Origin of the sequence: Streptomyces sp. NPDC056347 (genome assembly GCF_042262625.1) — a bacterium.
Lineage (GTDB): Bacteria > Actinomycetota > Actinomycetes > Streptomycetales > Streptomycetaceae > Streptomyces.
In genome coordinates, this window is sequence record NZ_JBHJQP010000030.1 from 1 (window position 1) to 24,904 (window position 24,904).

General features: G+C 70.8%; 18 protein-coding genes. 14 read left to right on the forward strand and 4 right to left on the reverse strand.

The window, feature by feature from the left end:
* Nucleotides 1–674 (reverse strand): hypothetical protein (locus ACFCV8_RS10160; RefSeq protein WP_376684843.1); only part of this gene is annotated, 674 nt, incomplete at its 3' end.
* Nucleotides 675–1,041: 367 nt separating this feature from the next.
* Between ACFCV8_RS10160 and ACFCV8_RS10165 the strand changes: the two genes are divergently transcribed.
* From ACFCV8_RS10165 to ACFCV8_RS10195, 7 genes are all read left to right on the forward strand, one after another.
* Nucleotides 1,042–3,201, forward strand: a complete 2,160-nt coding sequence (locus tag ACFCV8_RS10165; RefSeq protein ID WP_376684844.1) for a RecQ family ATP-dependent DNA helicase — start codon at nucleotides 1,042–1,044, stop codon at nucleotides 3,199–3,201.
* 178 nt (nucleotides 3,202–3,379) lie between these two features.
* Nucleotides 3,380–4,678 (forward strand): DUF4192 domain-containing protein, encoded by a 1,299-nt coding sequence (locus tag ACFCV8_RS10170; protein ID WP_376684845.1) that lies wholly within the window; start codon nucleotides 3,380–3,382, stop codon nucleotides 4,676–4,678.
* 103 nt (nucleotides 4,679–4,781) lie between these two features.
* Entirely contained in the window at nucleotides 4,782–5,546 is a 765-nt protein-coding gene (locus ACFCV8_RS10175) for an NUDIX domain-containing protein (protein ID WP_376684846.1), read from the forward strand.
* Nucleotides 5,547–5,656: 110 nt separating this feature from the next.
* Entirely contained in the window at nucleotides 5,657–7,495 is a 1,839-nt protein-coding gene (locus ACFCV8_RS10180) for an ATP-binding cassette domain-containing protein (protein WP_376684847.1), read from the forward strand.
* 125 nt (nucleotides 7,496–7,620) lie between these two features.
* On the forward strand, nucleotides 7,621–8,508 hold the full coding sequence (locus ACFCV8_RS10185) for a FadR/GntR family transcriptional regulator (protein WP_376684848.1): 888 nt from the start codon (nucleotides 7,621–7,623) through the stop codon (nucleotides 8,506–8,508).
* A gap of 323 nt (nucleotides 8,509–8,831) precedes the next feature.
* Nucleotides 8,832–10,379: an RNA polymerase sigma factor gene (locus ACFCV8_RS10190; RefSeq protein ID WP_376684849.1), complete on the forward strand. Its 1,548-nt coding sequence runs from the start codon at nucleotides 8,832–8,834 to the stop codon at nucleotides 10,377–10,379.
* Between the two features lie 132 nt (nucleotides 10,380–10,511).
* Nucleotides 10,512–11,342 (forward strand): trypsin-like serine protease, encoded by an 831-nt coding sequence (locus tag ACFCV8_RS10195; protein ID WP_376684850.1) that lies wholly within the window; start codon nucleotides 10,512–10,514, stop codon nucleotides 11,340–11,342.
* Nucleotides 11,343–11,445: 103 nt separating this feature from the next.
* On the opposite strand, the gene ACFCV8_RS10200 is transcribed toward ACFCV8_RS10195, so the two are convergent.
* Nucleotides 11,446–11,679, reverse strand: a complete 234-nt coding sequence (locus tag ACFCV8_RS10200; protein ID WP_366296780.1) for a hypothetical protein — start codon at nucleotides 11,677–11,679, stop codon at nucleotides 11,446–11,448.
* Between the two features lie 435 nt (nucleotides 11,680–12,114).
* On the opposite strand from ACFCV8_RS10200, the gene ACFCV8_RS10205 reads away from it, so the two are divergent.
* The 5 genes from ACFCV8_RS10205 to ACFCV8_RS10225 all read left to right on the forward strand — a co-directional run bounded on the left by ACFCV8_RS10205 (nucleotide 12,115) and on the right by ACFCV8_RS10225 (nucleotide 18,474).
* Nucleotides 12,115–14,235 carry a type IIA DNA topoisomerase subunit B gene (locus ACFCV8_RS10205; RefSeq protein ID WP_376684851.1) on the forward strand — a complete coding sequence of 707 codons (2,121 nt, stop codon included), beginning with the start codon at nucleotides 12,115–12,117 and terminating at the stop codon, nucleotides 14,233–14,235.
* Between the two features lie 207 nt (nucleotides 14,236–14,442).
* Nucleotides 14,443–15,636, forward strand: a complete 1,194-nt coding sequence (locus ACFCV8_RS10210) for a sensor histidine kinase (protein ID WP_376684881.1) — start codon at nucleotides 14,443–14,445, stop codon at nucleotides 15,634–15,636.
* Nucleotides 15,633–16,310: a response regulator gene (locus ACFCV8_RS10215; protein ID WP_376684852.1), complete on the forward strand. Its 678-nt coding sequence runs from the start codon at nucleotides 15,633–15,635 to the stop codon at nucleotides 16,308–16,310. The genes ACFCV8_RS10210 and ACFCV8_RS10215 overlap by 4 nt, the downstream gene beginning before the upstream one ends.
* Before the next feature lie 131 nt (nucleotides 16,311–16,441).
* On the forward strand, nucleotides 16,442–16,885 hold the full coding sequence (locus tag ACFCV8_RS10220) for a DUF485 domain-containing protein (RefSeq protein WP_376684882.1): 444 nt from the start codon (nucleotides 16,442–16,444) through the stop codon (nucleotides 16,883–16,885).
* Nucleotides 16,882–18,474 carry a cation acetate symporter gene (locus ACFCV8_RS10225; protein WP_376684853.1) on the forward strand — a complete coding sequence of 531 codons (1,593 nt, stop codon included), beginning with the start codon at nucleotides 16,882–16,884 and terminating at the stop codon, nucleotides 18,472–18,474. Before ACFCV8_RS10220 ends, ACFCV8_RS10225 begins: the two co-directional genes overlap by 4 nt.
* Nucleotides 18,475–18,530: 56 nt before the next feature.
* Here ACFCV8_RS10225 and ACFCV8_RS10230 read toward each other — a convergent pair whose 3' ends face one another.
* Nucleotides 18,531–19,850 (reverse strand): citrate/2-methylcitrate synthase, encoded by a 1,320-nt coding sequence (locus tag ACFCV8_RS10230; protein WP_376684854.1) that lies wholly within the window; start codon nucleotides 19,848–19,850, stop codon nucleotides 18,531–18,533.
* A gap of 110 nt (nucleotides 19,851–19,960) precedes the next feature.
* On the opposite strand from ACFCV8_RS10230, the gene ACFCV8_RS10235 reads away from it, so the two are divergent.
* On the forward strand, nucleotides 19,961–21,121 hold the full coding sequence (locus ACFCV8_RS10235) for a citrate synthase (RefSeq protein ID WP_376684855.1): 1,161 nt from the start codon (nucleotides 19,961–19,963) through the stop codon (nucleotides 21,119–21,121).
* A gap of 21 nt (nucleotides 21,122–21,142) precedes the next feature.
* Nucleotides 21,143–22,258: a CobW family GTP-binding protein gene (locus tag ACFCV8_RS10240; protein WP_376684856.1), complete on the forward strand. Its 1,116-nt coding sequence runs from the start codon at nucleotides 21,143–21,145 to the stop codon at nucleotides 22,256–22,258.
* Nucleotides 22,259–22,287: 29 nt separating this feature from the next.
* Here the strand turns inward: ACFCV8_RS10240 and ACFCV8_RS10245 are convergent, their stop codons facing one another.
* Entirely contained in the window at nucleotides 22,288–24,738 is a 2,451-nt protein-coding gene (locus ACFCV8_RS10245) for a DNA topoisomerase (ATP-hydrolyzing) subunit A (RefSeq protein WP_376684857.1), read from the reverse strand.
* Nucleotides 24,739–24,904: the final 166 nt, after the last annotated feature.

Below are 24,904 nucleotides of genomic sequence, written 5' to 3' on the forward strand. Positions count from 1 at the left end.
GTGGGCCGGTCCGCCCTGTTCCCGGCCGGCGCGGGCCGTCTGCAGCCGGGCGCGGCGGGGGCCCGCGGCCGGCCCCCCCCCCCCCCGCCGGTACGCAGCGGAGCCGGCTCCTGGCCGGGCGAGGCGTCGCCGAGGGCGGCGGGCCGCGACAGGGCGTCGGGGCGTCGCCCGCCCCGGCCCTCACCGAGCACCCGCCAGCCGTTCCGGGTCAGCGTGATGTACGCCCCGCACCGCAGCCCGTGCAGTGTGCAGGCGTCACGCAGACCCCACATCCACGCCCCGTCCTCCTCCGTCCAGCGCTCGTCCCCCTCACGGCAGTAGAGGAGCACCGCCGTACGGACGGGGGTACGGAGGCGGAGGTCGTGCGGGACGACCCGGCGCAGATGCGCCAGCAGCGCGTTGCGGAACTCCCAGCCGTCCGCCGCCGTGGCCCGGCGCGTGAACGAGGCACTGGCCCTGACGCGCTCCTCGTGGTCGAGCACGGCCACCACGGCGGTCGCGGGGGTGGGGCCGTGCCGGGAGTGCAGGCCGGTGACGACCTCGCGGGGACTGCGCAGCAGCGGTATGCCCGCCTCCGCCCACTCGGCCGGTTCGAGCGTCCTGGCGAGACGGTTGGCCGGAGTGGCGGACGCCGATATCGAGGTGGCGGCGGACGGAGCGAATCCGAAGGTCACGATCCTCCCTTCGCGTACGCGCCCACGGTGCGGGCGGGTCGAGTGAGGGCGCACCGCGGCACGGCCCTTCCGGGCCGCGGAAGGGACGGTGCGGGGAGCGATTCCAATTCTTCCCGGCGCACCGGCGGGCGGCAACGAGCAATTGGCGCGGCTGACGGGAATGCGCCGGAATGACTCTGATATCCCTGCCCACGTCCGGCCCGGCCGATGCCTCCCGTCCCGCCCGAACGCCGGGGGACCAGCGGAAACATCCCGTCCGCCCCGGACGGCCGGGCCGCCCCGGCCGTCACGGCGACCGCCCGGGAGACCGCGCCCGCGACACGGGGCGGATTCGCCGATTGTCCGAGCCATCGGGTTGCATGGAGGCATGGACAACCTGGAGCTCCGCGCCGAAGCCGATGCCATCCTCGCCGAGCTCGTCGGTGATCCAGGGGGCCCGGCGCGGTTGCGGGAGGACCAGTGGCAGGCGGTGTCGGCCCTGGTGGAGGAGCGCCGCCGGGCGCTGGTCGTGCAGCGCACGGGATGGGGCAAGTCGGCGGTGTACTTCGTGGCCACCGCGCTGCTGCGCCGACGCGGCTCGGGCCCCACGGTGATCGTTTCGCCGCTGCTGGCGCTGATGCGCAACCAGGTCGAGTCCGCCGCGCGCGCCGGTATCCGGGCGCGCACCATCAATTCGGCCAACCCGGAGGAATGGGATGCCATCTACCAGGAGGTCGACCGCGGCGAGACCGATGTCCTGCTCGTGAGCCCGGAGCGCCTCAACTCCGTGGACTTCCGGGACCAGGTGCTGCCCAGGCTCGCCGCCACGACCGGCCTGTTGGTGGTGGACGAGGCGCACTGCATCTCCGACTGGGGACACGACTTCCGGCCCGACTACCGCAGGCTGCGGTCGATGCTCGCCGAGCTCGCGCCCGGCGTCCCGGTGCTGGCCACCACGGCGACGGCCAACGCGCGGGTCACCGCCGATGTGGCCGAGCAGCTGGGCACGGGCGCCGGTGAGGCCCTGGTGCTGCGGGGCCCGCTCGACCGGGAGAGCCTGCGGCTGGGCGTCGTCCGGCTGCCGGACGCCCCGCACCGGCTGGCCTGGCTCGCGGAACACCTGGACGAGCTGCCGGGCTCCGGGATCATCTACGCCCTCACCGTCGCCGCCGCCGAAGAGGCCACCGCGTATCTGCGGCAGCGCGGCTTCGACGTCGCCTCGTACACCGGAAGGACGGAGAACGCCGACCGGCTCCAGGCCGAGACGGACCTGCAGGAGAACCGGGTCAAGGCGCTGGTCGCGACATCGGCCCTGGGCATGGGCTTCGACAAGCCGGACCTCGGCTTCGTGGTCCACCTCGGCTCGCCGTCCTCGCCGATCGCCTACTACCAGCAGGTGGGCCGTGCCGGGCGCGGGGTGGCGCACGCCGATGTGCTGCTGCTTCCGGGCAAGGAGGACGAGGCCATCTGGCGCTATTTCGCCGATACGGCCTTTCCGCCCGAGGCGCAGGTCCGCCAGACTCTTTCGGCCCTGGCCGGGGCGGGGCGGCCGCTGTCCGTGCCGGCCCTGGAAGCCGTGGTGGACCTTCGGCGCACCCGCCTGGAGTCGATGCTGAAGGTGCTGGACGTCGACGGTGCGGTCAAGCGCGTCAAGGGCGGCTGGACGGCCACCGGCGCCGAGTGGGTCTACGACGCCGAGCGCTATGCCTGGGTGGCGCGGCAGCGGGCGGCCGAGCAGCAGGCCATGCGCGACTACGCGAATACCTCCGGGTGCCGGATGGAGTACCTGCGCCGCCAGCTGGACGACGAGGGGGCGGTCCCGTGCGGCCGCTGTGACAATTGCGCGGGAGCCTGGGCCGATACCACCGTGTCGACCGAGGCACTGACGGGCGCGACGAAGGAACTGGACCGCCCCGGGGTGGAGATCGAGCCGCGCCGCATGTGGCCGACGGGAATGCCTGCGCTGGGCATCGAGCTCAAGGGCCGCATTCCGGCCCAGGAGCAGTGCTCCACCGGGCGTGCCCTGGGGCGGCTCTCCGACATCGGCTGGGGCAACCGGCTCCGCCCGCTCCTGGCCGCGAGCACGCCGGACGGACCGGTACCGGACGACGTGCTGCGGGCCGCGGTGGCGGTCCTCGCCGACTGGGCCCGTTCCCCGGGGGGCTGGGCGGCGAGCGCTCCGGATGCCGCCGCCCGGCCGGTGGGAGTCGTTGCCGTGCCGTCCCTGACCCGCCCGCAATTGGTCGGTTCCCTCGCGCGGGGGATCGCCGAGGTCGGCCGCCTACCCTTCCTCGGCGCCCTGACGTACACCGGACCCGACGGCGTGCACGCGGCCCGGCGCAGCAACTCCGCCCAGCGCCTCAAGGGACTCTCCGGCGCCTTCGCCGTCCCGGAGGAACTGGCCGACACCCTGGCCCGCACCCCCGGTCCCGTACTGCTCGTGGACGACGCCACCGACTCCGGCTGGACCCTCGCGGTCGTCGCCCGACTGCTCAGGCGGGCGGGCAGCGGGCAGGTTCTGCCCCTTGTCCTCGCCGCGGCGGGCTGACCCGGCACGCGAAAGCGGCGTGCCCGGCCCTCCACCACGGCCTCCGCGCCCGCCGACGACGGTCGTCCCTCCCATGAAACCCGACGACCACGTCACCTGGCGAACACCCCCCAGACCCCTGTGGACAGAGTTATCCACAGGGGTCGCGGAATCCGGCCGTACGCGGGACGGTCGTGCCATGAACCAGCACCACGAATCCACCGGCCCGGCCGACGCGCGGCAGATCACCCTGCGCGGCCCCGCCGAGCTTGCCGACGCCCTTCCCTACCTCATGGGGTTCCACCCGAACGACAGCGTGGTCATGGTCGCCCTGCACGGCGGCCGGGGCCGCTTCGGCGGCCGCCTCCGGCTCGGCATCCCGCAATCGCCCCAGGAGTGGGAGCCCGTCTCCGAGCAGCTGGCGGAGTGCTTGATCAAGGGCAGCGAGCGGCGTGGGGAGCGTCCGGACGCGATCGTCGTCTTCCTCTGCCAGGATCCCGCCGAAGGCGAGTCCGGCGGCCGGCTCATGGAGCGGTTGCGACCGCTCGCCCAGCATCTGCGCAGGGCCTGCGGCGCGTTGGACGTGCCGGTGCTCGAAGCCCTCTGCATCTCCGACGGCCGCTACTGGTCCTACTGCTGTCCGGACGAGCGCTGTTGCCCGGCGGAGGGCAATCAACTGGCCATGCCCGGCACGTCGGTGATGGCGGCCGCCGCCACGTACGCGGGTATCCAAGTGCGTGGATCGCTACGGGAGATGGAGGCGCGGCTCGCACCGCTGAAGACCTCCGCAGTGCCGGGCCAGCAACGGGCACTCGACATGGCGGGAGCCGAGTTGCTGCCCAGGCTCCTCGACGAGGAGGGGCGCGAGGAAGTGGCCCGGGACACCCTGGACCTGGCCCGGCGGCTCGTCGAGCGTTTCGGTGAGGTCCCGGCCGCGACGCCCTCTGTCTCCGACCTCAACGACGACCGGCTGGTCGGCTCCGACGAAGCCGCCGCGATGATTCTCGGCCTCCAGGACCGGGAGACCCGGGACCGGGTCGCGGAATGGATGGAAGGCCCGCAGGCCGATGCGGCGTTACGGCTGTGGCGTGCGCTGTCCCGCCGCTGCGTGACGCCGTACGAGGAGCATGCCGTGGCGCCGCTGACCCTGGTCGGCTGGGTCTCCTGGTCGACGGGCGACGAACCGGCCGCACGGGTCGCGCTGGGGCTCGCCCTGCGGCTGGATCCCGGATACACCTTCGCCCAGCTCCTGCACGAGGCGTGCAACCAGGGCCTGGACCCGGAGACATTGCGCCGCTGTCTGCGGGGGGAGCGCGAGGCCCGGAAGCGGCGGCGCGTGCACGGGCCGGAACGGAGCACAAAGCTCCGTGCGGCGCGGCCGACGGCCGCGCGCCGCAAGCGGGCCCCGTCCGGCTCCACCCGTCCCGAATCGGCGACCGCCCGGCGCCGGTCCGGGCAAGCCGCCCCCGGGCGGCGCGCGCCGGGCGACAAAAGGTGATCCACGAGCGGTTCCGTCCCGGCGGGGCGCCGTCGGCGAAGACTTCCCCGAAGAGAACGGCGAAGGGAGTGCTTATCGTCAGGGAGACGACTATGATCACCGCATGCCGCCCTACGACCCGTCGACCTTCCCGCCCTTCGCTGTCACCGTCGACCTGGTCGTGCTCACAGTGCGCCGCCATGCGCTCTGCGCGCTCGTGGTACGCCGTGGTGAGTCACCGTTCCAGGGGCGCTGGGCGCTGCCCGGCGGATTCGTCAGAGCCGATGAGGACCTCGGTGCCGCGGCGGCGCGTGAGCTCGTCGAGGAGACCGGCCTGTGCGCCCAGGACCCGGTCGCCCCGGCGATCGGGAACGGCGCCCACCTCGAACAGCTTGCCACCTACGGCGACCCCGGCCGCGATCCCCGGATGCGGGTCGTCAGCGTCGCCCATCTCGCCCTGGCCCCCGATCTTCCTGCTCCGAGGGCGGGCGGCGACGCGCACAGCGCGCGATGGTCGCTGGTCGACGACCTGCTCGGGTCGGAGGGAAGCTTCGTTCACGACGACGAGGGCCAGGCTCCGCTGGCGTTCGATCACGCGCGGATTCTCGCCGACGGGGTCGAGCGAGCCCGATCCAAGATCGAGTACTCCTCGCTGGCCACCGCCTTCTGCCCTCCGGAGTTCACGGTCGGCGAGCTGCGGAGGGTGTACGAAGCGGTGTGGGGTGTGGTCCTCGACCCGCGCAACTTCCACCGCAAGGTCACCGGCACTCCCGGTTTCCTGGTGCCCACCGGTGGGACGACCACGCGTCAGGGCGGGCGCCCGGCCCAGCTCTTCCGGGCCGGTGCGGCCACCGTGCTCAACCCTCCGATGCTGAGGCCCGAGGTCTGACCGAGCGGAACACCACGGCACGGGTGCTGCGCGAAAAGTCGGATATGTCGCGTTATCTTTCTGCGGTACCGTCCTGCCGCCGAGCGGTCTCACCTACCGCGAGAGAAGCGATGCTCCAGGCCATCGGAATCACCAGCGCCCCACGCCGCGGTCTTCCGGCCGCCGTGGACAACCTCACCTTCGAAGCCCGGCCGGGGCGCGTCACGGCGTTGCTGGGAGCCCCCGGCTCGGGCAAGACCACGGCTCTCCGCCTCATGCTCGAACTCGATCCGGGGCGGGGGGTCGCCTACTTCCGGGGCAGGCCGCTGCACCGGATTCCTCACCCCGCGCGCGAGGTGGGGGTGCTGCTCGGGGACGTACCGGGCCATCCCGCCCGGACCGCCCGCGGGCAACTCAGGATGCTCGCCGCCGCCGCGGGCGTGCCCGCGGCCAGGGCCGACGAAGTACTCGAGCTCGTCGGCCTCACCGGGCTCGGGGACCGGCGCATCGGCACCCTCTCGCTCGGCATGGACCGTCGGCTCGCCCTCGCCTCGGCGTTGCTCGGCGGCCCCCACACACTCGTCCTCGACGATCCGACGGAGGGCCTCGACCCGCGCGAGGGCCGCTGGCTGCACGGACTGCTGCGGGCTCACGCGAACCGGGGCGCAGCCGTGCTCTACACCACCGCGGACCCCAGGGAAGCCGCACGGGCCGCCGACCGGGTGGTCTCCATCGAGGGCGGCCGCCTCGTCGCGGACCAGGCCGCCGACGACTTCTCCCGCACCCGGCTGCGCCCCCGGGTCGCGGTCCGCAGTCCGCACGCGGCCCGTCTCGCAGCGGCCGTCAGCCGTGAGGCCAGGGCGGCCCGGCGCTCGGTCGAGGTGGTGTCCGAGGACGGCGGTCACCTCGCGGTGTACGGCTCCAGCTGCGCGGAGATCGGGGACATCGCGTTCCGGAACGGGCTCCCGGTGCACCGGCTGGCCGACGAGGTGGGCGATGCCGGTTCCCGGGCGCGCGGGGGCGACGAGGGCCCGCAGGGCCTTGCTGCGCCGCGAGTCCTCGAGCGCGTCGCCGGGGCTGCCGGTGGCGCCGGGCCACACGCCGTGCGGCCGGCCGCACGGCCGAGAGCGCCAGGACTGCCGACCGCCCGGCGCGATCTGGTCCGCGGCCCGCTGCACCCGCTCCGCTACGAGCTGCGCCGCCTGCTCGGGGTCCGGACGACAGCGCTGATCGCGGGCACAGTGCTGGTCGCCTCCGTCGTTCTCTCGGTGCTTCTCGCCCGCACCGGTCACGTCCCGCTTCCGAAGGTGCTGGCGGCCTGGCCGTCACTGCTGCCGCTGCCGCCCGCCGCGGTAGGTGCCGGGCTGCTCGGCGCCCTTTCGTACGGCGACGAGTTCCGCTACCCCGCCCTGGTCGCGGTCCGTGGCGCCGTCCCACGTCGCCTGGGGCTGCTGCTGGCGAAACTGGCGGTCACCGCCGGCGCCGCGGCGGCGCTGGCCCTGGCGGCCATGCTGCTCTCCGGTGAAGCCGTGGGTCTTGTGTACGGCCACGAGTGGATGCGCTTTCCTTCCAACGCGGCATTCCTCGGCGTGAGTTGGGTGGCGATGACCATCGGCTGCGCCTGGGCCGGACTGCTGGCCGCCGGAGTCTTCCGGGTGGCAACGGCCGGTGTCGCTGCCGTACTTGCCGTACCCGTACTCGTGGTCCCGCTCGTCCGGCAACTGCTGATGGCGCCTGGATCCCGTCCCGCCTCGGGGCTTCCGGCCGGGCTGCGCGAACTGATGTGGCCGCGCTGGCCGCAGGAGACGGACCGGTGGACGGCGGCCGTCCTGGGGGTGGTGGCGCATCCGGTGGGGGTGGCGCTGACGTTGTCGCTGTCGGCCCTGGCCCTCGCCTATCTCCTCACCGGCCTTCAGTGGAGGGCCCGTTGGAGGTCTCAGAAGGTCGCAGGGTCCGGCCGTCCCTCGTAACCCTCCACAGCTGCGCCCGATTTATGCGGGTAAAACGTCAATTGAGGTGATGGCGGCGATCACCCTTTCGTGTGCTTTTCACCAAAGACCTCAAGAGCCGAGTGAGCTGCGCCGACAAAGGATGCGTGAGTACCCTTGCGCACACCATGATGACCGCCGCCCGCTCCGCCGATTCCGGCCTCGCCGGCCCGGGTGAACTCGACCGCTACCCGTACGCGGAGGCGCCGGCCGGCGAGCGTGCCGCCGCCCGTTCCTGGGACGGCCCCGAAGCAGAGCTCGGCCGGGTCGGCCGCCGGGGCTCGGCCAGCCGGGGCCGAGGCCTCCACGGGCAACTCGTTCAGCAGCTGGGACAGATGATCGTTTCGGGCGACCTGGGTGCCGACCGGCCTCTCGTGCCGGAGGAGATCGGCCAGCGCTTCGAGGTCTCCCGCACCGTCGTACGCGAATCGCTGCGCGTTCTCGAGGCCAAGGGCCTGGTCAGCGCCCGGCCCAACGTAGGCACCCGGGTCCGCCCCGTCAGCGACTGGAACCTGCTGGACCCCGACATCATCGAATGGCGCGCCTTCGGTCCTCAGCGCGAGGACCAGCGGCGCGAGCTCGGCGAGCTCCGGTGGACGATCGAGCCCCTGGCTGCCCGTCTCGCCGCGGAGCACGGCTGCGAGGACATCCGGCAGCGCCTCAGTGACATGGTGGAGATCATGGGGCATGCGGTCGCGCAGGGCGACATGATCACCTGCTCCCGGGCCGACACGGAGTTCCACGCCCTGCTCATCCAGGCCGCGGGCAACCGCATGCTGGAGCACCTCTCGGGCATCGTTTCCGCCGCGCTCCAGGTGTCCGGCGGACCGGTCACGGGCTGTGACCGACCCGGTGAGGCCTCCCTCGGCCACCACACCCGGATCGTCGAGGCCCTCGCGTCCGGCGACGCCGCGGGTGCCGAATCGGCCATGCGGCAACTGCTCGTCGTTCACCCCGAGGTGGAGCGTGTGGTGCCCGCGCCCCGCGAACACTGAGTACCGCACGGCCGGGGTACGCGAGTCGCGTGCCGCCGGGTCGCCGCGGTCCGGCGGCACAGTCGTGGGGTTTTGCTCCCTTGGTCGCGTTCGTCGCAAATGAGGTGTGACTCGGGCCACGCGGATTGGGCGTAACACTCCTCGAAGCAGTGCGATGACTTAAGAGGTGACCGCCGCGGAAGGAATACAGCAGCCATTCAGTGCGCTGTGGAGTTCTGAGGCCAAACCCGCGCCGCCGGTACATTCCCAGCCCGGCGGTCGTCGGCTCAAGCCCTTTTCGGGGCCGGGCCGGAAGCCGTTTCCATCGTTCCGAGAGGTTGTTCGTGTCGGCCAGCACATCCCGTACGCTCCCGCCGGAGATCGCCGAGTCCGAGTCTGTGATGGCGCTCATCGAGCGGGGAAAGGCTGATGGGCAGATCGCCGGCGATGACGTGCGTCGGGCCTTCGAGGCTGACCAGATTCCGCCAACCCAGTGGAAGAATGTTCTGCGCAGCCTCAATCAGATCCTCGAGGAAGAGGGTGTGACGCTGATGGTCAGTGCCGCGGAGCCGTCCAAACGTGCCCGCAAGAGCGTCGCAGCGAAGAGCCCGGTCAAGCGCACCGCCACCAAGACTGTCGCGGCCAAGACCACCGTGACCAGGACTGTCGCGGCCACTGCCGCCCCGTCGGCAGAGGCCACGAACGTGGTGGCCGACGACGCTGCCACGGCCGGCCCTGCGAAGAAGACGGCAGCCAAGAAGACGGCTGCCAAGAAGACCGCCGCGAAGAAGACGGCGGCCAAGAAGACAGCAGCGAAGAAGTCCGGAAAGCAGGACGACGAGCTCCTCGACGGCGACGAGGCGATCGAGGAAGTAAAGGTCGGCAAGGGCGAGGAAGAGGAGGGCGAGGGCGAGAACAAGGGCTTCGTCCTCTCCGACGACGACGAGGACGACGCGCCCGCGCAGCAGGTCGCCGTCGCCGGTGCCACCGCCGACCCGGTCAAGGACTACCTCAAGCAGATCGGCAAGGTCCCCCTCCTCAATGCCGAGCAGGAGGTCGAGCTCGCCAAGCGCATCGAGGCCGGTCTGTTCGCCGAGGACAAGCTGGCGAACAGCGACAAGCTCGCCCCGAAGCTCAAGCGCGAGCTGGAGATCATTGCCGAGGACGGGCGCCGCGCCAAGAACCACCTGCTGGAGGCCAACCTCCGTCTCGTGGTGTCGCTGGCCAAGCGCTACACCGGCCGCGGCATGCTCTTCCTGGACCTCATCCAGGAAGGCAACCTCGGTCTGATCCGCGCGGTCGAGAAGTTCGACTACACCAAGGGCTACAAGTTCTCCACGTACGCCACCTGGTGGATCCGTCAGGCGATCACCCGCGCCATGGCCGACCAGGCCCGCACCATCCGTATCCCGGTGCACATGGTGGAGGTCATCAACAAGCTCGCCCGTGTGCAGCGCCAGATGCTCCAGGACCTGGGTCGCGAGCCCACGCCGGAGGAGCTGGCCAAGGAGCTCGACATGACCCCCGAGAAGGTCATCGAGGTCCAGAAGTACGGTCGTGAGCCGATCTCCCTCCACACCCCGCTGGGTGAGGACGGGGACAGCGAGTTCGGTGACCTGATCGAGGACTCCGAGGCGGTCGTCCCGGCCGACGCGGTCAGCTTCACGCTCCTCCAGGAGCAGCTGCACTCGGTGCTCGACACGCTCTCCGAGCGTGAGGCGGGCGTGGTCTCGATGCGGTTCGGCCTCACCGACGGCCAGCCGAAGACCCTCGACGAGATCGGCAAGGTCTACGGAGTGACGCGTGAGCGTATCCGTCAGATCGAGTCGAAGACCATGTCGAAGCTGCGCCACCCGTCGCGTTCGCAGGTGCTGCGCGACTATCTCGACTAGGTCGCGGAGCGCATGGCCCGAGGGCCCGGATCCCCGTGGGGGAGCCGGGCCCTCGGCCTATCAGCACGTGCGGCCGACGTCGGACGGGACGACTCTGAGTGGGAACGGTTCACCACAGAGTCAGGAGTACGCATGTCCCGTACCGTTTTCCGTGCTCTGCCCGGGGTGCTCGCCCTGGTCGCTGCCACGGCCCTGATATCTCTCGGTTCGCCCGCGAGGGCCGCCGAGGACGGCATAGTCGTCGGCGGTCAGCCGGCGCACGTCAAGGACAGTCCGTGGGCGGTGGCGCTGTCCAGCCGCGATCGCTTCGGTGACGCGCGCGCCGGTCAGTTCTGCGGCGGTGTCGTGGTGGCGCCGAAGAAGGTGTTGACCGCCGCGCACTGCCTCAGCCGGGAGGCGCTCGGCGTCGATGTCGGCAGTGTGCACGACCTTCGGGTCATTTCAGGCCGTGACGCCCTGCGGGGAACCGGGGGGCAGGAGACGGCTGTGCAGGAGACGTGGACGAACCCCGGCTTCGACCCCGCCACGAACGCGGGCGACCTGGCCGTGCTCACCCTCGCCGACGCGCTTCCCGCGAAGAACGTGATCCCGATGGCCGAATCCGGTGACGCGGCGTACGCCTCGGGTACGGAAGCGATGGTCTACGGGTGGGGTGACACGACGGGAGGCGGCGACTACGCGACGTCGCTGCGGTCCGCGAAGGTGCACGTACTGTCGGACGCCACGTGCCAGCAGGCTTACCCGGGCGGCAGGAACGGTGCGTACGACGCCTCCTCGATGCTGTGCGCGGGCGAACTGCTGGGCGGGTACGACGCGTGCCAGGGCGACAGCGGCGGGCCGCTGGTGGCCCGTGGACGGCTCATCGGGCTGGTCTCCTGGGGGAACGGCTGCGCGCGCGTGGGATACCCCGGCGTGTACACACGGGTCTCCGCCGCCATCGGCTGGATGCCGAAAACCGGCTGACCGGCATTCCCGCCAGGAAACGAGAACGGGCGGCGCCCCCAATGGGGGTGCCGCCCGTCGGCCGGTCCGGGACCTGGCCCGCGCTCGTCGTGGATGCGAGGTGTCAGTGCCGTTCCTCTTCGGCGGCCTGGGCCTGCACGGCCGTGAGCCGGTCCGTCTCATCCTGTATTTCCGCGGCGATCTTCTTGAGTTCCGGCTCGAACTTGCGACCGTGGTGGGCGCAGAAGAGCAGTTCACCGCCGCTGATCAGGACGACGCGCAGATATGCCTGGGCGCCGCAACGGTCACAGCGGTCTGCTGCGGTCAGCGGGCTCGCGGGGGTCAGAACAGTAGTCACGTCGCCTCTTCTCTAGCTCGACGAGCTGTCGTACCAGGGTCAACATCCAACCAGGCCGAAAACGTTCCCGCTCGTGGCTTTTCTTCGAAAATTCTTCTCAAGATGGCTGTCTGTTGCCGGTTCGCGGCGAATGTGCCGTATTGCGTAGCGCTACGGTTTCGCGTTGCTTGTCTTGGTGGTGCCCTCCCGGCTGGCTTGCCGGTTCGTTCATGAGGACGTGCCCGGAGCCTAAATGGTTCATGCCTGGAAGGGAACGTGATGTTCGCGTCACTCCCGCAAGGCATCGAACGTGTATGCGAGGCTGGACTAGTGTGAGGGGTGATGAAGGGTGGCGTTACAACCGCTCTACCAGGCCTCGGTACCCTCTCAGCGGCGACCGAAGCCGAGCCCGTTACCCACTGGGCCCCATTTGAAATTCAGCGAGGAGCGAACCGCGTGACCGCCGATACGTCCGTGCCGTCCACTGCGCTGCTGACCGGAGCAGACCAAGACGGCTCCAACTACACCGCGCGGCATCTGCTCGTACTCGAGGGGCTCGAAGCAGTTCGCAAGCGCCCCGGGATGTACATCGGGTCCACCGACAGCCGTGGCCTCATGCACTGCCTCTGGGAGATCATCGACAACGCCGTCGACGAAGCCCTCGGCGGCTACTGCGATCGCATCGAGGTCATCCTCCACGACGACAGTTCCGTGGAGGTCCGGGACAACGGACGGGGCATCCCGGTCGATGTCGAGCCCAAGACAGGCCTGTCCGGCATCGAGGTCGTGATGACCAAGCTGCACGCCGGCGGAAAGTTCGGCGGTGGCTCGTACGCCGCTTCGGGCGGTCTGCACGGCGTCGGCGCCTCGGTCGTCAATGCGCTCTCCGCCCGGCTCGACGTCGAGGTCGACCGCAACAGTGCCACGCATTCGATCAGTTTCCGGCGCGGTGTCCCGGGGATCTTCACCGAATCGGGGCCGGACAGCCCGTTCGACCCGGCCAACGGCCTCCTCAAGGGCAAGCGGGTGCCGAAGGCGCGCACCGGCACCAGGGTGCGCTACTGGGCGGACCGGCAGATCTTCCTCAAGGACGCCAAGCTCAACCTGGAGACGCTTCACCAGCGGGCCCGCCAGACGGCCTTCCTCGTTCCCGGGCTCACGATCGTCGTCCGTGACGAACGCGGCCTGGACGACGAGGGGCGCACCGAGGACACCTTCCGGTTCGACGGCGGGATCAGCGAGTTCTGCGAGTACCTGGCCCAGGACAAGGCGGTCTGCGACGTTCTGCGTCTGAGCGGGCAGGGCACGTTCAAGGAGACCGTGCCGGTGCTCGACGAGCGCGGCCACATGACGGCGACCGAGGTCACGCGCGAGCTCGCCGTCGATGTCGCGATGCGCTGGGGCACCGGGTACGACACCAACGTCAAGTCCTTCGTCAACATCATCGCCACCCCCAAGGGCGGCACACATGTGACCGGATTCGAGCGCTCCGTGACCAAGACGGTCAATGAGGCGCTGCGCTCCGCCAAGCTGCTCCGCGTCGCCGAGGACGACATCGTCAAGGACGACGCCTTGGAGGGCCTCACCGCGGTGGTCACCGTGCGACTGGCCGAGCCGCAGTTCGAGGGCCAGACCAAGGAGGTCCTCGGCACCTCGGCGGCCAACCGCATCGTCGCCAATGTCGTGTCCAAGGAACTCAAGGCGTTCCTGACCTCGACGAAGCGTGACGCGAAGGCCCAGGCCAGGGCGGTGCTGGACAAGGCGGTCGCGGCCGCGCGGACCCGTATCGCGGCCCGTCAGCACAAGGACGCGCAGCGTCGCAAGACAGCGCTGGAGTCCTCCTCGCTGCCGGCCAAGCTCGCCGACTGCCGCAGCGACGACGTGGACCGCAGCGAACTCTTCATCGTCGAGGGAGACTCCGCGCTCGGTACGGCGAAGCTCGCCCGGAACAGTGAGTTCCAGGCCCTGCTGCCGATCCGGGGGAAGATCCTCAACGTTCAGAAGGCTTCCGTCTCGGACATGCTGAAGAACGCAGAGTGCGGTGCGATCATCCAGGTCATAGGAGCCGGGTCGGGCCGGACCTTCGACATCGACGCCGCCAGGTACGGGAAGATCGTCCTGCTGGTGGACGCGGATGTCGACGGCGCGCACATCCGGGTCCTGCTGCTGACCCTGTTCCAGCGGTACATGCGGCCCATGGTCGAGGCGGGGCGCGTCTTTGCCGCGGTGCCCCCGCTCCACCGGATCGAGCTCGTCCAGCCGAAGAAGGGCCAGGACAAGTACATCTACACGTACTCGGACAACGAACTGCGCCAGCGGCTGCTGGAGCTCCAGCGGAAGAACATCCGGTACAAGGACTCGATCCAGCGTTACAAGGGGCTGGGCGAGATGGACGCGGACCAGCTGGCGGAGACCACGATGGACCCGCGTCACCGCACCTTGCGGAGGATCAACATCGGTGACCTGGACGCGGCCGAGCAGGTCTTCGATCTGCTGATGGGCAATGAGGTGGCTCCCCGCAAGGAGTTCATCACCAGCTCCGCCGCCACCCTGGACCGCTCGCGCATCGACGTCTGAGCCAGGAATCCGGAGCTGTCGTCTCCGCATGAGGCCGTCTCCACCCGCGGGTGGAGACGGCTTCTCCACCCGTGATCAACCCCTGGGCCGATGTCGTGGTTCGGCCGTTTCCGTAGCGTCGAAGGCGTTCCACCCTTCCGCACCTCGGAGGCCACCATGGCAGGGATCGTCGGCGTCTTGCCGCACGCCGGTTCACCGGGCGGGGCGATGCCCGGGCCAGGACCGGAAGGACCGCGCGCGAGGATCGCGGCCTGGACCGGCTGGCCGACCCGGGAAGCCCTGTCGGGGACGAGTCACGCCCTGCCGCGCAGGGCGATCACCTGGTCGGTCCGGGCGGCGCTGGCCACCGCCATGCTCTGGGGCACGTTCAGCGGCGGACGGTTCGGGCCCTGGGAGGTGGTGCTCGGGCTGGTGGGCGTGACCGGGTGTGCGTTCACCGCGTGGGCGTACTTCCGAACCAGCCTCGAGCACCGGCTGTGGCCGTCGCTCGGACTGCTGGCCCTGCTGATGCTGGCGGCCTTCGGTGCGCAACGGGCCGGGGCGGACCTGCCCGCACTGATCCTCTGGTGCGGCAGCGCCGTCGCCGCGCTGGAGCGGCTGCCGCTCACGGCGGGTCTTCCGGCCATGACCGTGGCACTCGGCGGGTATGCCCTCATGAGTACCGACGGCCGGCTCGCCACCGCCATGTCCACAGCGGGTCTCGCGCTGGCGGGCTATGTGCTCCGGCTCGACGCCGAGGCGCGGGGAAACGCGCAGAGACTCCTCGCACAGGAACGTGCGGCCCGTGAGGCGGAGGCCGGGAGGGCCGCGCTGGACGAACGGGCCAGGATCGCGCGGGAGATCCACGATGTGCTCGCCCACAGCCTCTCCGCCCAGCTGGTGCATCTGGAGGCGGCGCGACTGCTGATCGAGCGGGAACCCACGGGGGAGTTCCGGGACCAGGTGCTGGACCGGGTCGTGGCCGCACGTTCCATGGCCCGCGAGGGGCTCGTGGAGACCCGCCAGGCGCTCTCCGCGCTCCGGGGGGAGGTCTCTCCGGTGGAGGATTTCCTGCGGCAGCTGGTGGCCGTCGAACCGGCTCGGGTCTGTGTGGAGGGCGAGCGTCGAAGGCTGACCGCCGAGACGTCACAGACGGTCCGGAGAGTGGCGCAGGAGGCCATGACCAATGTGCGCAAGCACGCGCCGGGGGCCGAGGTGTGCATGCGGCTGGAGTATCTGCCGGGCGAAGTCGTCCTGGAAATCAGGGATTCGGGTGGAGAAAGACCTGATGGCGAGCTGTGCGTCAGCGGCTCCGGATACGGTCTGCTGGGGATGAGGGAACGGGCCGAGCTGATGGGCGGGACGCTGGAGGCGGGTCCGGATCAGGAGGGTTTCATGGTGTGTCTGCGGGTGCCCGAGTGAACGCGCGGGTCGTGGTCGCCGACGATCAGTCGGTGGTCCGCGAAGGGATCGTGATGCTGCTGGGGCTGTTGCCCGGGATCGAGGTGGTGGGGGCGGCGAAGGACGGTGAGGAGGCCTTGTCGCTCGTGGCGGAGCTGTCGCCGGACGTCGTGCTGATGGATTTGAGGATGCCCCGGTGCGACGGGGCGGAGGCGACGCGGCGGATCCGCAGGGACTACCCGGGCACCCAGGTGGTGGTACTCACCACGTTCGAGGACGACGACTCGCTCTTCCCCGCCCTGCGGGCCGGGGCCCGCGGCTACCTGACCAAGGACGCGGGCGGCGAGGAGATCGTGAAGGCCGTCCAGGCCGTGCTGTCCGGTGAGGCCGGGCTGTCGCCCAGCGTGCAGCGCCGACTGCTGGAGCGTGTGACCGAGATCCCGCCACCACCCCCGCCGGTGCCCGAGCAGCAGCTGCCCGACGGGCTGACGCCGCGCGAACTGGAGGTGCTGACGCTGATCGCGGAAGGTCTGTCCAACCCGGAGATCGCTCGCAGACTGTGCATTTCGCAGGCCACGGTGAAGAGTCACATCAACAACCTCTTCGCCAAGACCGGGGTGCGCGACCGGGCGAAGGCGGTTCGTTACGCGTACGTTCGGGGCCTCGCACAGCCACCCGGCTCGGATATCACCTGAAGTGGTGAAGTCCGGCAAATGACGCGTCCGCGTCCTTCCCGATCCGCACATTCTTGGGTACACGGCCGAAGTGGTCCGTGGACTAGGGGAGTTGTTCCGTGGAGAAGGAAGCAGGGCGTGAGGCCGCAGCGATGCGTCTCGACGACCCGTGGTACGACGCGTTGGCCTCCGGGTGGGCCGAGCCGGACGGCGCGGGGGGCCTCGCCCCTGCCGGGGCGCCCGGGTCCGCGGACCCGCGGCACGGACTCAGCGCGGCCGAGATCTATCTGGAGGTGCAGCGCAGCGAGGCGTTCCGGGAAGTGCGCCGTCGGTACCGGCGGTTCGTCGTTCCGGCGACCCTCGCCTTCTTCCTCTGGTACCTCGTCTATGTCGTCGCCGCGGTCGCGGTGCCGGGGCTGATGGACCGTCCGGTGGCCGGGGCGGTCAATGTCGCGATGCTTGCAGGGCTCGCTCAGTTCCTCACGACCTTCCTGCTCACCTGGGCGTATGCCCGTCACGCGCGGCTGCGCAGGGACCGGGCGGCGCTCGATCTGCGCTGGCAGACGCAGGAGATGACGCGGGGGGCCGCACGGTGAACGGCACCCACCAGACCCTGGCGCTCGTCCTGTTCAGCGTCTTCATCGTGGTGACGCTCGCCATCACCACCTGGGTGAGCCGCAACCGTCATGGTTCTGCGGAGGAGTTCTATGCGGGCGGGCGGCTCTTCTCCCCCATGGAGAACGGATTCGCCATCGCGGGCGACTACATGTCGGCCGCTTCGTTCCTCGGTATCTCCGGTCTGATCGCCCTCTTCGGCTACGACGGCATGCTCTACTCGGTCGGCTTCTTCGTCGCCTGGCTCGTTGTCCTGTTCCTGGTCGCCGAACTCGTACGCAACTGCGGCCGGTTCACGCTCGCCGACGTGGTGGCGGCGCGGATGGCCGAGCGTCCGGTCCGGATCGCGGTGGGCACGTCCTCCGTCACGGTCTCGGTGCTCTATCTCGTGGCGCAGATGGTGGGCGCGGGCAGTCTCGTGGCGCTGCTCCTCGGCGGTACGAGCGGCGCCGCCCGCTCCTGGACCGTCATCGGGGTCGGGGCGCTCATGGTCATCTACGTGTCCTTCGGCGGCATGCGCGCCACCACCTGGATCCAGATCGTCAAGGCCGTGCTGCTGATGGCCGGGGCGGTCGTGCTGACGGTCCTCGTCCTGGTCCGCTTCCACGGCGACTTCAACGCCGTGCTCGACTCCGCCGCCGGACGGAGCGGGCACGGAAGCCGGTTCCTCTCGCCGGGGCTCCTGTACGGCGGCACGTGGACCGCGCGCATCGACTTCATCAGCCTGGGGCTGGCGCTGGTCCTCGGTACGGCCGGGCTGCCGCACATCCTGTCGCGCTTCTACACCGTGCCGACCGCCAGTGCGGCGCGCCGCTCGGTCGTGTGGTCGATCGGGCTCATCGGCAGCTTCTACCTGATGACGATCGCGCTCGGGTTCGGTGCGGCCGCCCTGGTCGGCTCCGCCGACGTACGGGCCTCAAACGCGGCGGGCAACACGGCCGTTCCGCTGCTGGCCCTGGAACTCGGCGGCGGGGAGGGTTCCACCGGGGGCGCGATCCTGTTCGCCGTCGTCGCCGCGGTCGCCTTCGCGACCATCCTCGCGGTCGTCGCGGGGATCACCCTCGCCTCGTCCGCCTCGGTGGCCCATGACCTCTACGCCTCATTCCGTCGCCCCGGCGCCAAGCAGCACAGCGAGGTCGTCGTGGCCCGGGTGGCCGCGGCCGGGATCGGGGTCGTCGCCATCGCCCTCGGCCTGCTCGCCCAGGGACTGAACGTGGCGTTCCTGGTGGGTCTGGCCTTCGCCGTCGCCGCCTCGGCCAACCTTCCGGTGCTGTTGTACTCCCTGTTCTGGCGGAGCTTCACCACCCGGGGCGCGGTCTGGGCGGTCTACGGCGGGTTGATCCCGGCCGTCCTGCTCGTGGTGTTCTCCCCGGTGGTGTCCGGCAGCCCCGCCTCACTCTTCCCGGGGGCCGACTTCCAGCTCTTCCCGCTGGAGAACCCCGGGCTGGTCTCCATCCCGCTGGGTTTCCTGGCCGGCTGGGTCGGAACGGTCACTTCCGCCGATCCGCCCGACGAGGCCAAGCACGCGGAGACCGAGGTCCGCGCGCTGACCGGGGCGGGCGCGGTGTAGCCCCGCGCTCGGCCGACCTCGCCGAAGGCCCTTGCCCGTCCGTCACCACGCGCCGGTCAACGCGGCGCCCCGCCCGCCGCGGCGGGTAGTGGTTGCGGTGGGCGGGGGCCGGTGTACTGCCCGCTGGGGCGGATCCGCAGCGGCCGTTCCCCGTACTCCTCCAGTGCGTGGGCGACCCAGCCGGCCGTGCGGGACACCGCGAAAACCGTCTCACCCGCCTCCGCGGACATGCCGCAGGAGACCGAGAGCACGGCCAGCGCCAGGTCGACATTGGCGTGCAGGGGAGCGTGCCGGGCGGTCGTGGCGACCACGTCCCGGGCCGCCGCGAGCGCGGCAGCGGCCTGCGGGACCCGGTCCAGCAGGGCGAACAGCGCCCGCGCCCGCGGGTCTTCCGCGGCGTAGAGCCGGTGGCCGAGCCCGGGCACTCGGCGTCCGGCGCGGAGGTGGTCCGCGACCACCGGGGCCGCGGAGCCCCGGTCCAGGACCTCGGTCAGCATCCGGTGGGCCAGCCCGCTCGCGGCCCCGTGCAGTGGCCCTTCCAGGACCCCGAGGCCCGCGGAGACCACCGCGTACGGATGGGCGTGGGCGGATGCCGCGACCCTGGCGGCCAGCGTCGACGCCGCGAGGTCGTGGTCGATCAGCAGGACGAGTGCGGTGTCCAGGGCTGCGACAGCCGGTTCATCGGCGGGCCGTGCGGTGAGTTTCGGCCAGATCCGCCGGGCCAGCCCGGGGCCGCTCGTTCCCGTCCGGGGTTCTCCGGCCGCCCCGGCGCCCTGCGGCCCGCCCGGGACCACGGGCAGAGCGTCGACCAGGGTCGGGACGAGACCGCGCGCGGCGGCGAGCACCGAATCCCGCGAGAGGTCGAAGCGGAGCGGATCCGTGGTCGCCGCGGCGACCACGGCCACCCGCAGCCGGTCCGTCGAGCCACTGTGCGCGGGCAGTGCCTCGACCGCCCGGCGCGCCGCGGCACGTGCCTCGGCCGACGCGGCGAAGCGTACGCCGGGTCGTAGCTCACCGGTCCAGAGCCAGTCGGCGACCTCTTCGTAGGAGTAGTGCCGGGCCAGCTCGGTCGCGTCGACGCCGCGGAAGTAGTAGCGGTCGTTCTCGATCAGCGTGATGCCCGTGCGGAAGGCGGGGTCGCCGGTGGCGGGGGAGGTGGTCCTGCGGTTCGTACGCCGGGCCAGTGCGTCGATCTCCGCGGCGTCGAACGTGCTCCCGCGCCCGCCCGGAGCGCGTCTGCTGCTCAGCTGGCCCCGGCTGACGTACGCGTACAGCGTCTCCGGCTTCACTCCGAGCCGTTCGGCTGCTTCACGGGTACTGAGACGCTGCCCGGCCGCCGCCTCCGGACTTTCGCCGGACGCTGCTTGATCCTTCATGTCGTCAACTCTATCAATATTGATTCAATCAACATTGACAGAATTTAAGTCAATCATGGATGGTCGAAATCAATCTCGAAGAGCCCTGCCAGAACACGCATGGAGGAAAAATGCCGACCACGACCAGCGGAACCCCGCTCGACGTACCCCGCGGACTCGCGGGCGTCGTCGTCACCGACACCGCCCTCGGGGACGTCCGGGGGCGTGAGGGCTTCTATCACTACCGGCAGTACTCCGCGATCGAGCTGGCGCAGACCCGTGGTTTCGAGGACGTCTGGTACCTGATGTCCGAGGGCACGCTGCCCGATGCCGGGACCCGCGCCGCGTTCGCCGCCCGCACCGCCGCATTGCGCCGGCTGCCCGCCGAGGTGGGGGAGATGCTGCCCGCCCTGGCCCGCGCCGGCGCCGCCGGTGGGCCACTGGCCGGTCTGCGTACCGCCCTCTCGCTGCTCGGCGCCTCGGCCGGTTTCCGGCCGGTGTACGACATCGACGCCGACCGGCGCCGGGCCGACGCGCTGGCGCTCTGCGCCGCCGTCCCCACCGTGCTCACCGCCCTCTACCGCATCGGCCGGGGCCTCGAACCCGTGGAGCCGCGCGACGATCTGCCGCACGCGGCCAACTACCTGTACATGCTCACCGGCTCGGTGCCGGACGAGGCCCGCGCCAGGGCCGTGGAGCAGTACCTGATCTCCACCGTCGACCACGGTTTCAACGCCTCGACGTTCACCGGCCGGGTCGTCGCCTCCACCGGCGCCGATGTGGCCGCATGCCTGGTGGCGGCCGTCGGAGCGCTTTCGGGACCGCTGCACGGCGGGGCACCGAGCAGGGCCCTCGACACCCTGGACGCCATCGGCACTCCCGACCGGATCGACGGCTGGATCCGCGACCGCGTGCTCGCCGGCGAACGCATCATGGGCTTCGGGCACCCCGTCTACCGCACCGAGGACCCCCGCTCACGCATGCTGCGGGGCATCGCCCAGGAGTTCGGCGGCCCGCTCGTCGACTTCGCCGTCGAGGTCGAGCGCCGGGTCGAGACGATCCTCGCCGAGCTCAAACCCGGCCGGGAGCTGCACACCAACGTCGAGTTCTACGCCGGAGTCGTCATGGAGCTGTGCGGGCTGCCGCGCGAGATGTTCACCCCGACGTTCTGCGTGGCGAGGGCGGTCGGCTGGAGCGCCAATATCCTGGAACAGGCGGAGGACTCCAAGATCATCCGCCCGGCGGCCCGCTACGTCGGTACGCGCCCGCCACAGCCGGTCCCCGCACTCTGAGGCCCCCGAAAGAGGTCCCCGTTGAACCCGTCGTCCCCGCCCCGCAAGCAGCAGATCCCGGTCGTCGTCCTCGCGGGGTTCCTGGGATCGGGCAAGACGACCCTGCTCAACCACCTGCTCCGCAACCGCTCCGGCAACCGGATCGGCGTGATCGTCAACGACTTCGGCGCCATCGAGATTGACGCCATGACGGTCTCCGGACAGGTCGGCTCCACGGTGTCGCTGGGCAACGGCTGCCTGTGCTGCGCGGTCGACGCGAGCGAGCTCGACACCTTCCTGGAGACACTGACCGGGCCCGCCGCACGCCTCGACGTGATCGTCATCGAGGCCAGTGGGCTGGCCGAGCCGCAGGAGCTCGTACGGATGCTCCTGGCCAGCGAGAATCCGCACATCGTGTACGGGGGACTGGTGGAGGTCGTCGACGCCGCGGAGTTCGACGCCACCCGGGCCCGCCATCCGGAGCTCGACCGCCATCTCGCCGTCGCCGATCTCGTCGTACTCAACAAGACCGACCGGATCGGGAGCGAGGAGCAGGCCCGGCTGAGGGACGCCGTCGCCGCCGCCGGCGCCCGGGCCGGTGGCGCCGCGGCCGTCGTCTGCGCGACGTACGGCCGGATCGACCCCGAGCTGCTCTTCGACCCGGCGCTGCGCCCGGACGGCGAGGAGAAGACGCGTCAGCTCAGCTTCGAGGACCTGCTGCTGGCGGAGCGGGAGGAGGCGGGCGGCGACGGACACGACCGCCACCTCCACACCGCGTACGACAGCGTGTCTTTCACCGCGGACGCGGCGATGAACCCGCGGCGCCTGATGGATTTCCTCGACTCCCGGCCGCGGGGCCTCTACCGGATCAAGGGCTTCGTCGACTTCGGTGGCGGCGACCGGGCCAACAAGTACGCCCTGCACGCGGTCGGCAGGTTCCTGCGGTTCGAGCCGCGGCCCTGGAAGCGCGGCGAGCCGCGCACCACCCAGCTGGTGCTCATCGGCTCGGGCATCGACCCCGAGGCCCTGGGCAAGGAACTCGCCGACTGCCGGGAGAGCGGGGAGGCGGCGCCGGAAACGACGCAGGACGCCGCACACGAGCGAAGCATGTGGGGCGTCCTGCGGTACGTACGACAGCCCGGCGACGACGACGCGTAGGGCCGCGCACCGCCGCCGGGACCGGACGGCTACACCGGTCCGGCGACCACCGCGACCGGCTTGACCAGCGGCGTGCCCGAACCGTCGCGCCGGGGGTCGGGTGCAGGCAGCTCGCTCGGCGTGCCGTTCTGCTGCGCGGCGCGGGCCGGCGTGGCGCCCGCCCAGGCGAACACCAGACCGTCCTCGCCCTTGAGGAACCGCTGACAGCGCACCCCGCCGGTGGCCCGCCCCTTGCGCGGGTACTGGTCGAACGGGGTGAGCTTGCAGGTCAGCATCGAGTCGTCCAGCAGACCGTGCGAGCCGGCGACCGTGAACACCATCGCGTCCGCCGCCGGGTCCACCGCGGTGAACGAGATCACCTCCGCGTCCGCCACGAGCTTGACCCCCGCCATACCCCCCGCGGGCCTGCCCTGCGGCCGCACCTGCGCCGCGGGATAGCGCAGCAGCTGGGCGTCGGACGTGATGAAGACCAGGTCCTCCTCGCCGGTACGCAGTTCGACGGCGCCGACGATCCGGTCGCCCTCCTTGAGGGCGATGACCTCCAGCTCGTCCTTGTTGGCCGGATAGTCGGGCACCACGCGCTTGACGACGCCCTGAAGAGTGCCGATCGCCAGCCCGGGGGAGGACTCGTCGAGCGTGCTGAGGCAGACGACCGACTCGTCGCCCTCCAGCGTGAGGAACTCGGCGACCATCGCCCCGCCCGACAGGTTGGGCGCCGCGTGGGTGTCCGGCAGCTGGGGCAGATCGATCACCGCGAGCCGCAGCAGCCGGCCCGTGGACGTCACCACGCCCACGTCGCCGCGAGCCGTCGCCGGTACGGCCGAGACGATCACGTCGTGCTTGGCGCGCTTGGCGTCCTCGGCGAACACCACCGGCTCGTCGTTGGCCGTACGGGCCAGCAGGCCGGTCGAGGAGAGCAGCACCCGGCACGGGTCGTCCGCGACCTCCAGCGGCACCGAGGCGACCTGGGCACCGGCCGACTCCAGCAGCACCGTACGCCGCTCGGTGGCGAACTTCTTGGCGACCGCGGCCAGTTCGTTGGAGACGAGCTTGCGCAGCGCGCTGTCCGATTCGAGGATCGTGGTCAGCTCGTCGATCTCGCTGTTGAGCCGGTCCCGCTCGCTCTCCAGCTCGATCCGGTCGAACCGGGTCAGCCGACGCAGCGGGGTGTCCAGGATGTACTGCGTCTGCGTCTCGCTCAGCGAGAAGTGCGCGACGAGCCGCTCCTTGGCCTGCGCCGAATTGTCGCTGGACCGGATGATCCGGATGACCTCGTCGATGTCGATCAGCGCGACGAGCAGACCCTGGACCAGATGCAGCCGGTCGCGGCGCTTGCCCCGGCGGAACTCGCTGCGTCGGCGCACCACCTCGAAGCGGTGGTCGAGATAGACCTCCAGGAGCTCCTTGAGCCCCAGCGTGAGCGGCTGCCCGTCGACCAGCGCCACGTTGTTGATGCCGAAGGACTCCTCCATCGGCGTGAGCCGGTAGAGCTGCTCCAGGACGGCCTCCGGCACGAAGCCGTTCTTCACCTCGATGACCAGACGCAGGCCGTGCTCGCGGTCGGTCAGGTCCTTCACGTCCGCGATGCCCTGGAGCTTCTTCGCCGAGACCAGGTCCTTGATCTTGGCGATCACCTTCTCCGGGCCGACGGCGAAGGGCAGTTCCGTGACGACCAGACCCTTGCGGCGGGCCGTCACGTTCTCCACGGAGACCGTCGCGCGGATCTTGAACGTGCCGCGCCCGCGGGCGTACGCGTCCTTGATGCCGCCCAGACCCACGATCCGGCCACCGGTGGGCAGGTCGGGCCCCGGCACGAACCGCATCAGGGTCTCCAGGTCGGCGCCCGGGTGCTTGATCAGGTGGCGGGCGGCGGCGACGACCTCGCCCAGGTTGTGCGGCGGCATGTTGGTCGCCATGCCGACCGCGATCCCGGACGACCCGTTGACCAGCAGGTTCGGGTACGCGGCGGGAAGAACGGACGGCTCCGACTCCTGGCCGTCGTAATTCGACTGGAAATTGACGGTGTCCTCGTCGATCGACTCCGTCATCAGGGACGTCGCGTCGGCCATCCGGCACTCGGTGTACCGCATGGCGGCGGGCGGGTCGTCGTTCCCGAGCGAGCCGAAGTTCCCGTGGCCGTCGACCAGGGGGAGCCGCATCGAGAACGGCTGCGCCAGACGGACCAGCGCGTCGTAGATCGACGCGTCGCCGTGCGGGTGCAGCTTGCCCATGACCTCGCCGACGACGCGGGCGCACTTCACGAAGCCGCGGTCGGGGCGCAGGCCCATCTCGTTCATCTGGTACACGATGCGGCGGTGCACCGGCTTCATGCCGTCGCGGGCGTCGGGCAGGGCCCGCGAGTAGATCACGGAGTACGCGTACTCGAGGAAGGAGCCCTGCATTTCGTCGACGACGTCGATGTCGAGGATCTTCTCCTCGAAGTCGTCCGGCGGCGGGGTCTTCGTGCTGCGGCGGGCCATCGCTGCTGCGACTCCTTCACGGATTCTGTTTCGGGCAACCTCAGGTTCTGACGCGGACCATTGTGGACCGCCGCACTGACAACCCCGACCTCGACCCGTCCCAAAGGGCGTACGAGGACCGAGCCGGAACGGTTTTCCGCCCCGCCACGCGGGGGATGCGCCCCTC

Excerpts from the sequence above, each read along its gene's own strand:
- ACFCV8_RS10165 (WP_376684844.1), top strand. The coding sequence starts at position 1,042 with ATGGACAACCTGGAGCTCCGCGCCGAAGCCGATGCCATCCTCGCCGAG.
- ACFCV8_RS10170 (WP_376684845.1), top strand. The coding sequence starts at position 3,380 with ATGAACCAGCACCACGAATCCACCGGCCCGGCCGACGCGCGGCAGATC.
- ACFCV8_RS10175 (WP_376684846.1), top strand. The coding sequence starts at position 4,782 with ATGCCGCCCTACGACCCGTCGACCTTCCCGCCCTTCGCTGTCACCGTC.
- ACFCV8_RS10180 (WP_376684847.1), top strand. The coding sequence starts at position 5,657 with ATGCTCCAGGCCATCGGAATCACCAGCGCCCCACGCCGCGGTCTTCCG.
- ACFCV8_RS10195 (WP_376684850.1), top strand. The coding sequence starts at position 10,512 with ATGTCCCGTACCGTTTTCCGTGCTCTGCCCGGGGTGCTCGCCCTGGTC.
- ACFCV8_RS10210 (WP_376684881.1), top strand. The coding sequence starts at position 14,443 with ATGCCCGGGCCAGGACCGGAAGGACCGCGCGCGAGGATCGCGGCCTGG.
- ACFCV8_RS10220 (WP_376684882.1), top strand. The coding sequence starts at position 16,442 with ATGCGTCTCGACGACCCGTGGTACGACGCGTTGGCCTCCGGGTGGGCC.
- ACFCV8_RS10230 (WP_376684854.1), bottom strand. The coding sequence starts at position 19,850 with ATGAAGGATCAAGCAGCGTCCGGCGAAAGTCCGGAGGCGGCGGCCGGG.
- ACFCV8_RS10235 (WP_376684855.1), top strand. The coding sequence starts at position 19,961 with ATGCCGACCACGACCAGCGGAACCCCGCTCGACGTACCCCGCGGACTC.
- ACFCV8_RS10245 (WP_376684857.1), bottom strand. The coding sequence starts at position 24,738 with ATGGCCCGCCGCAGCACGAAGACCCCGCCGCCGGACGACTTCGAGGAG.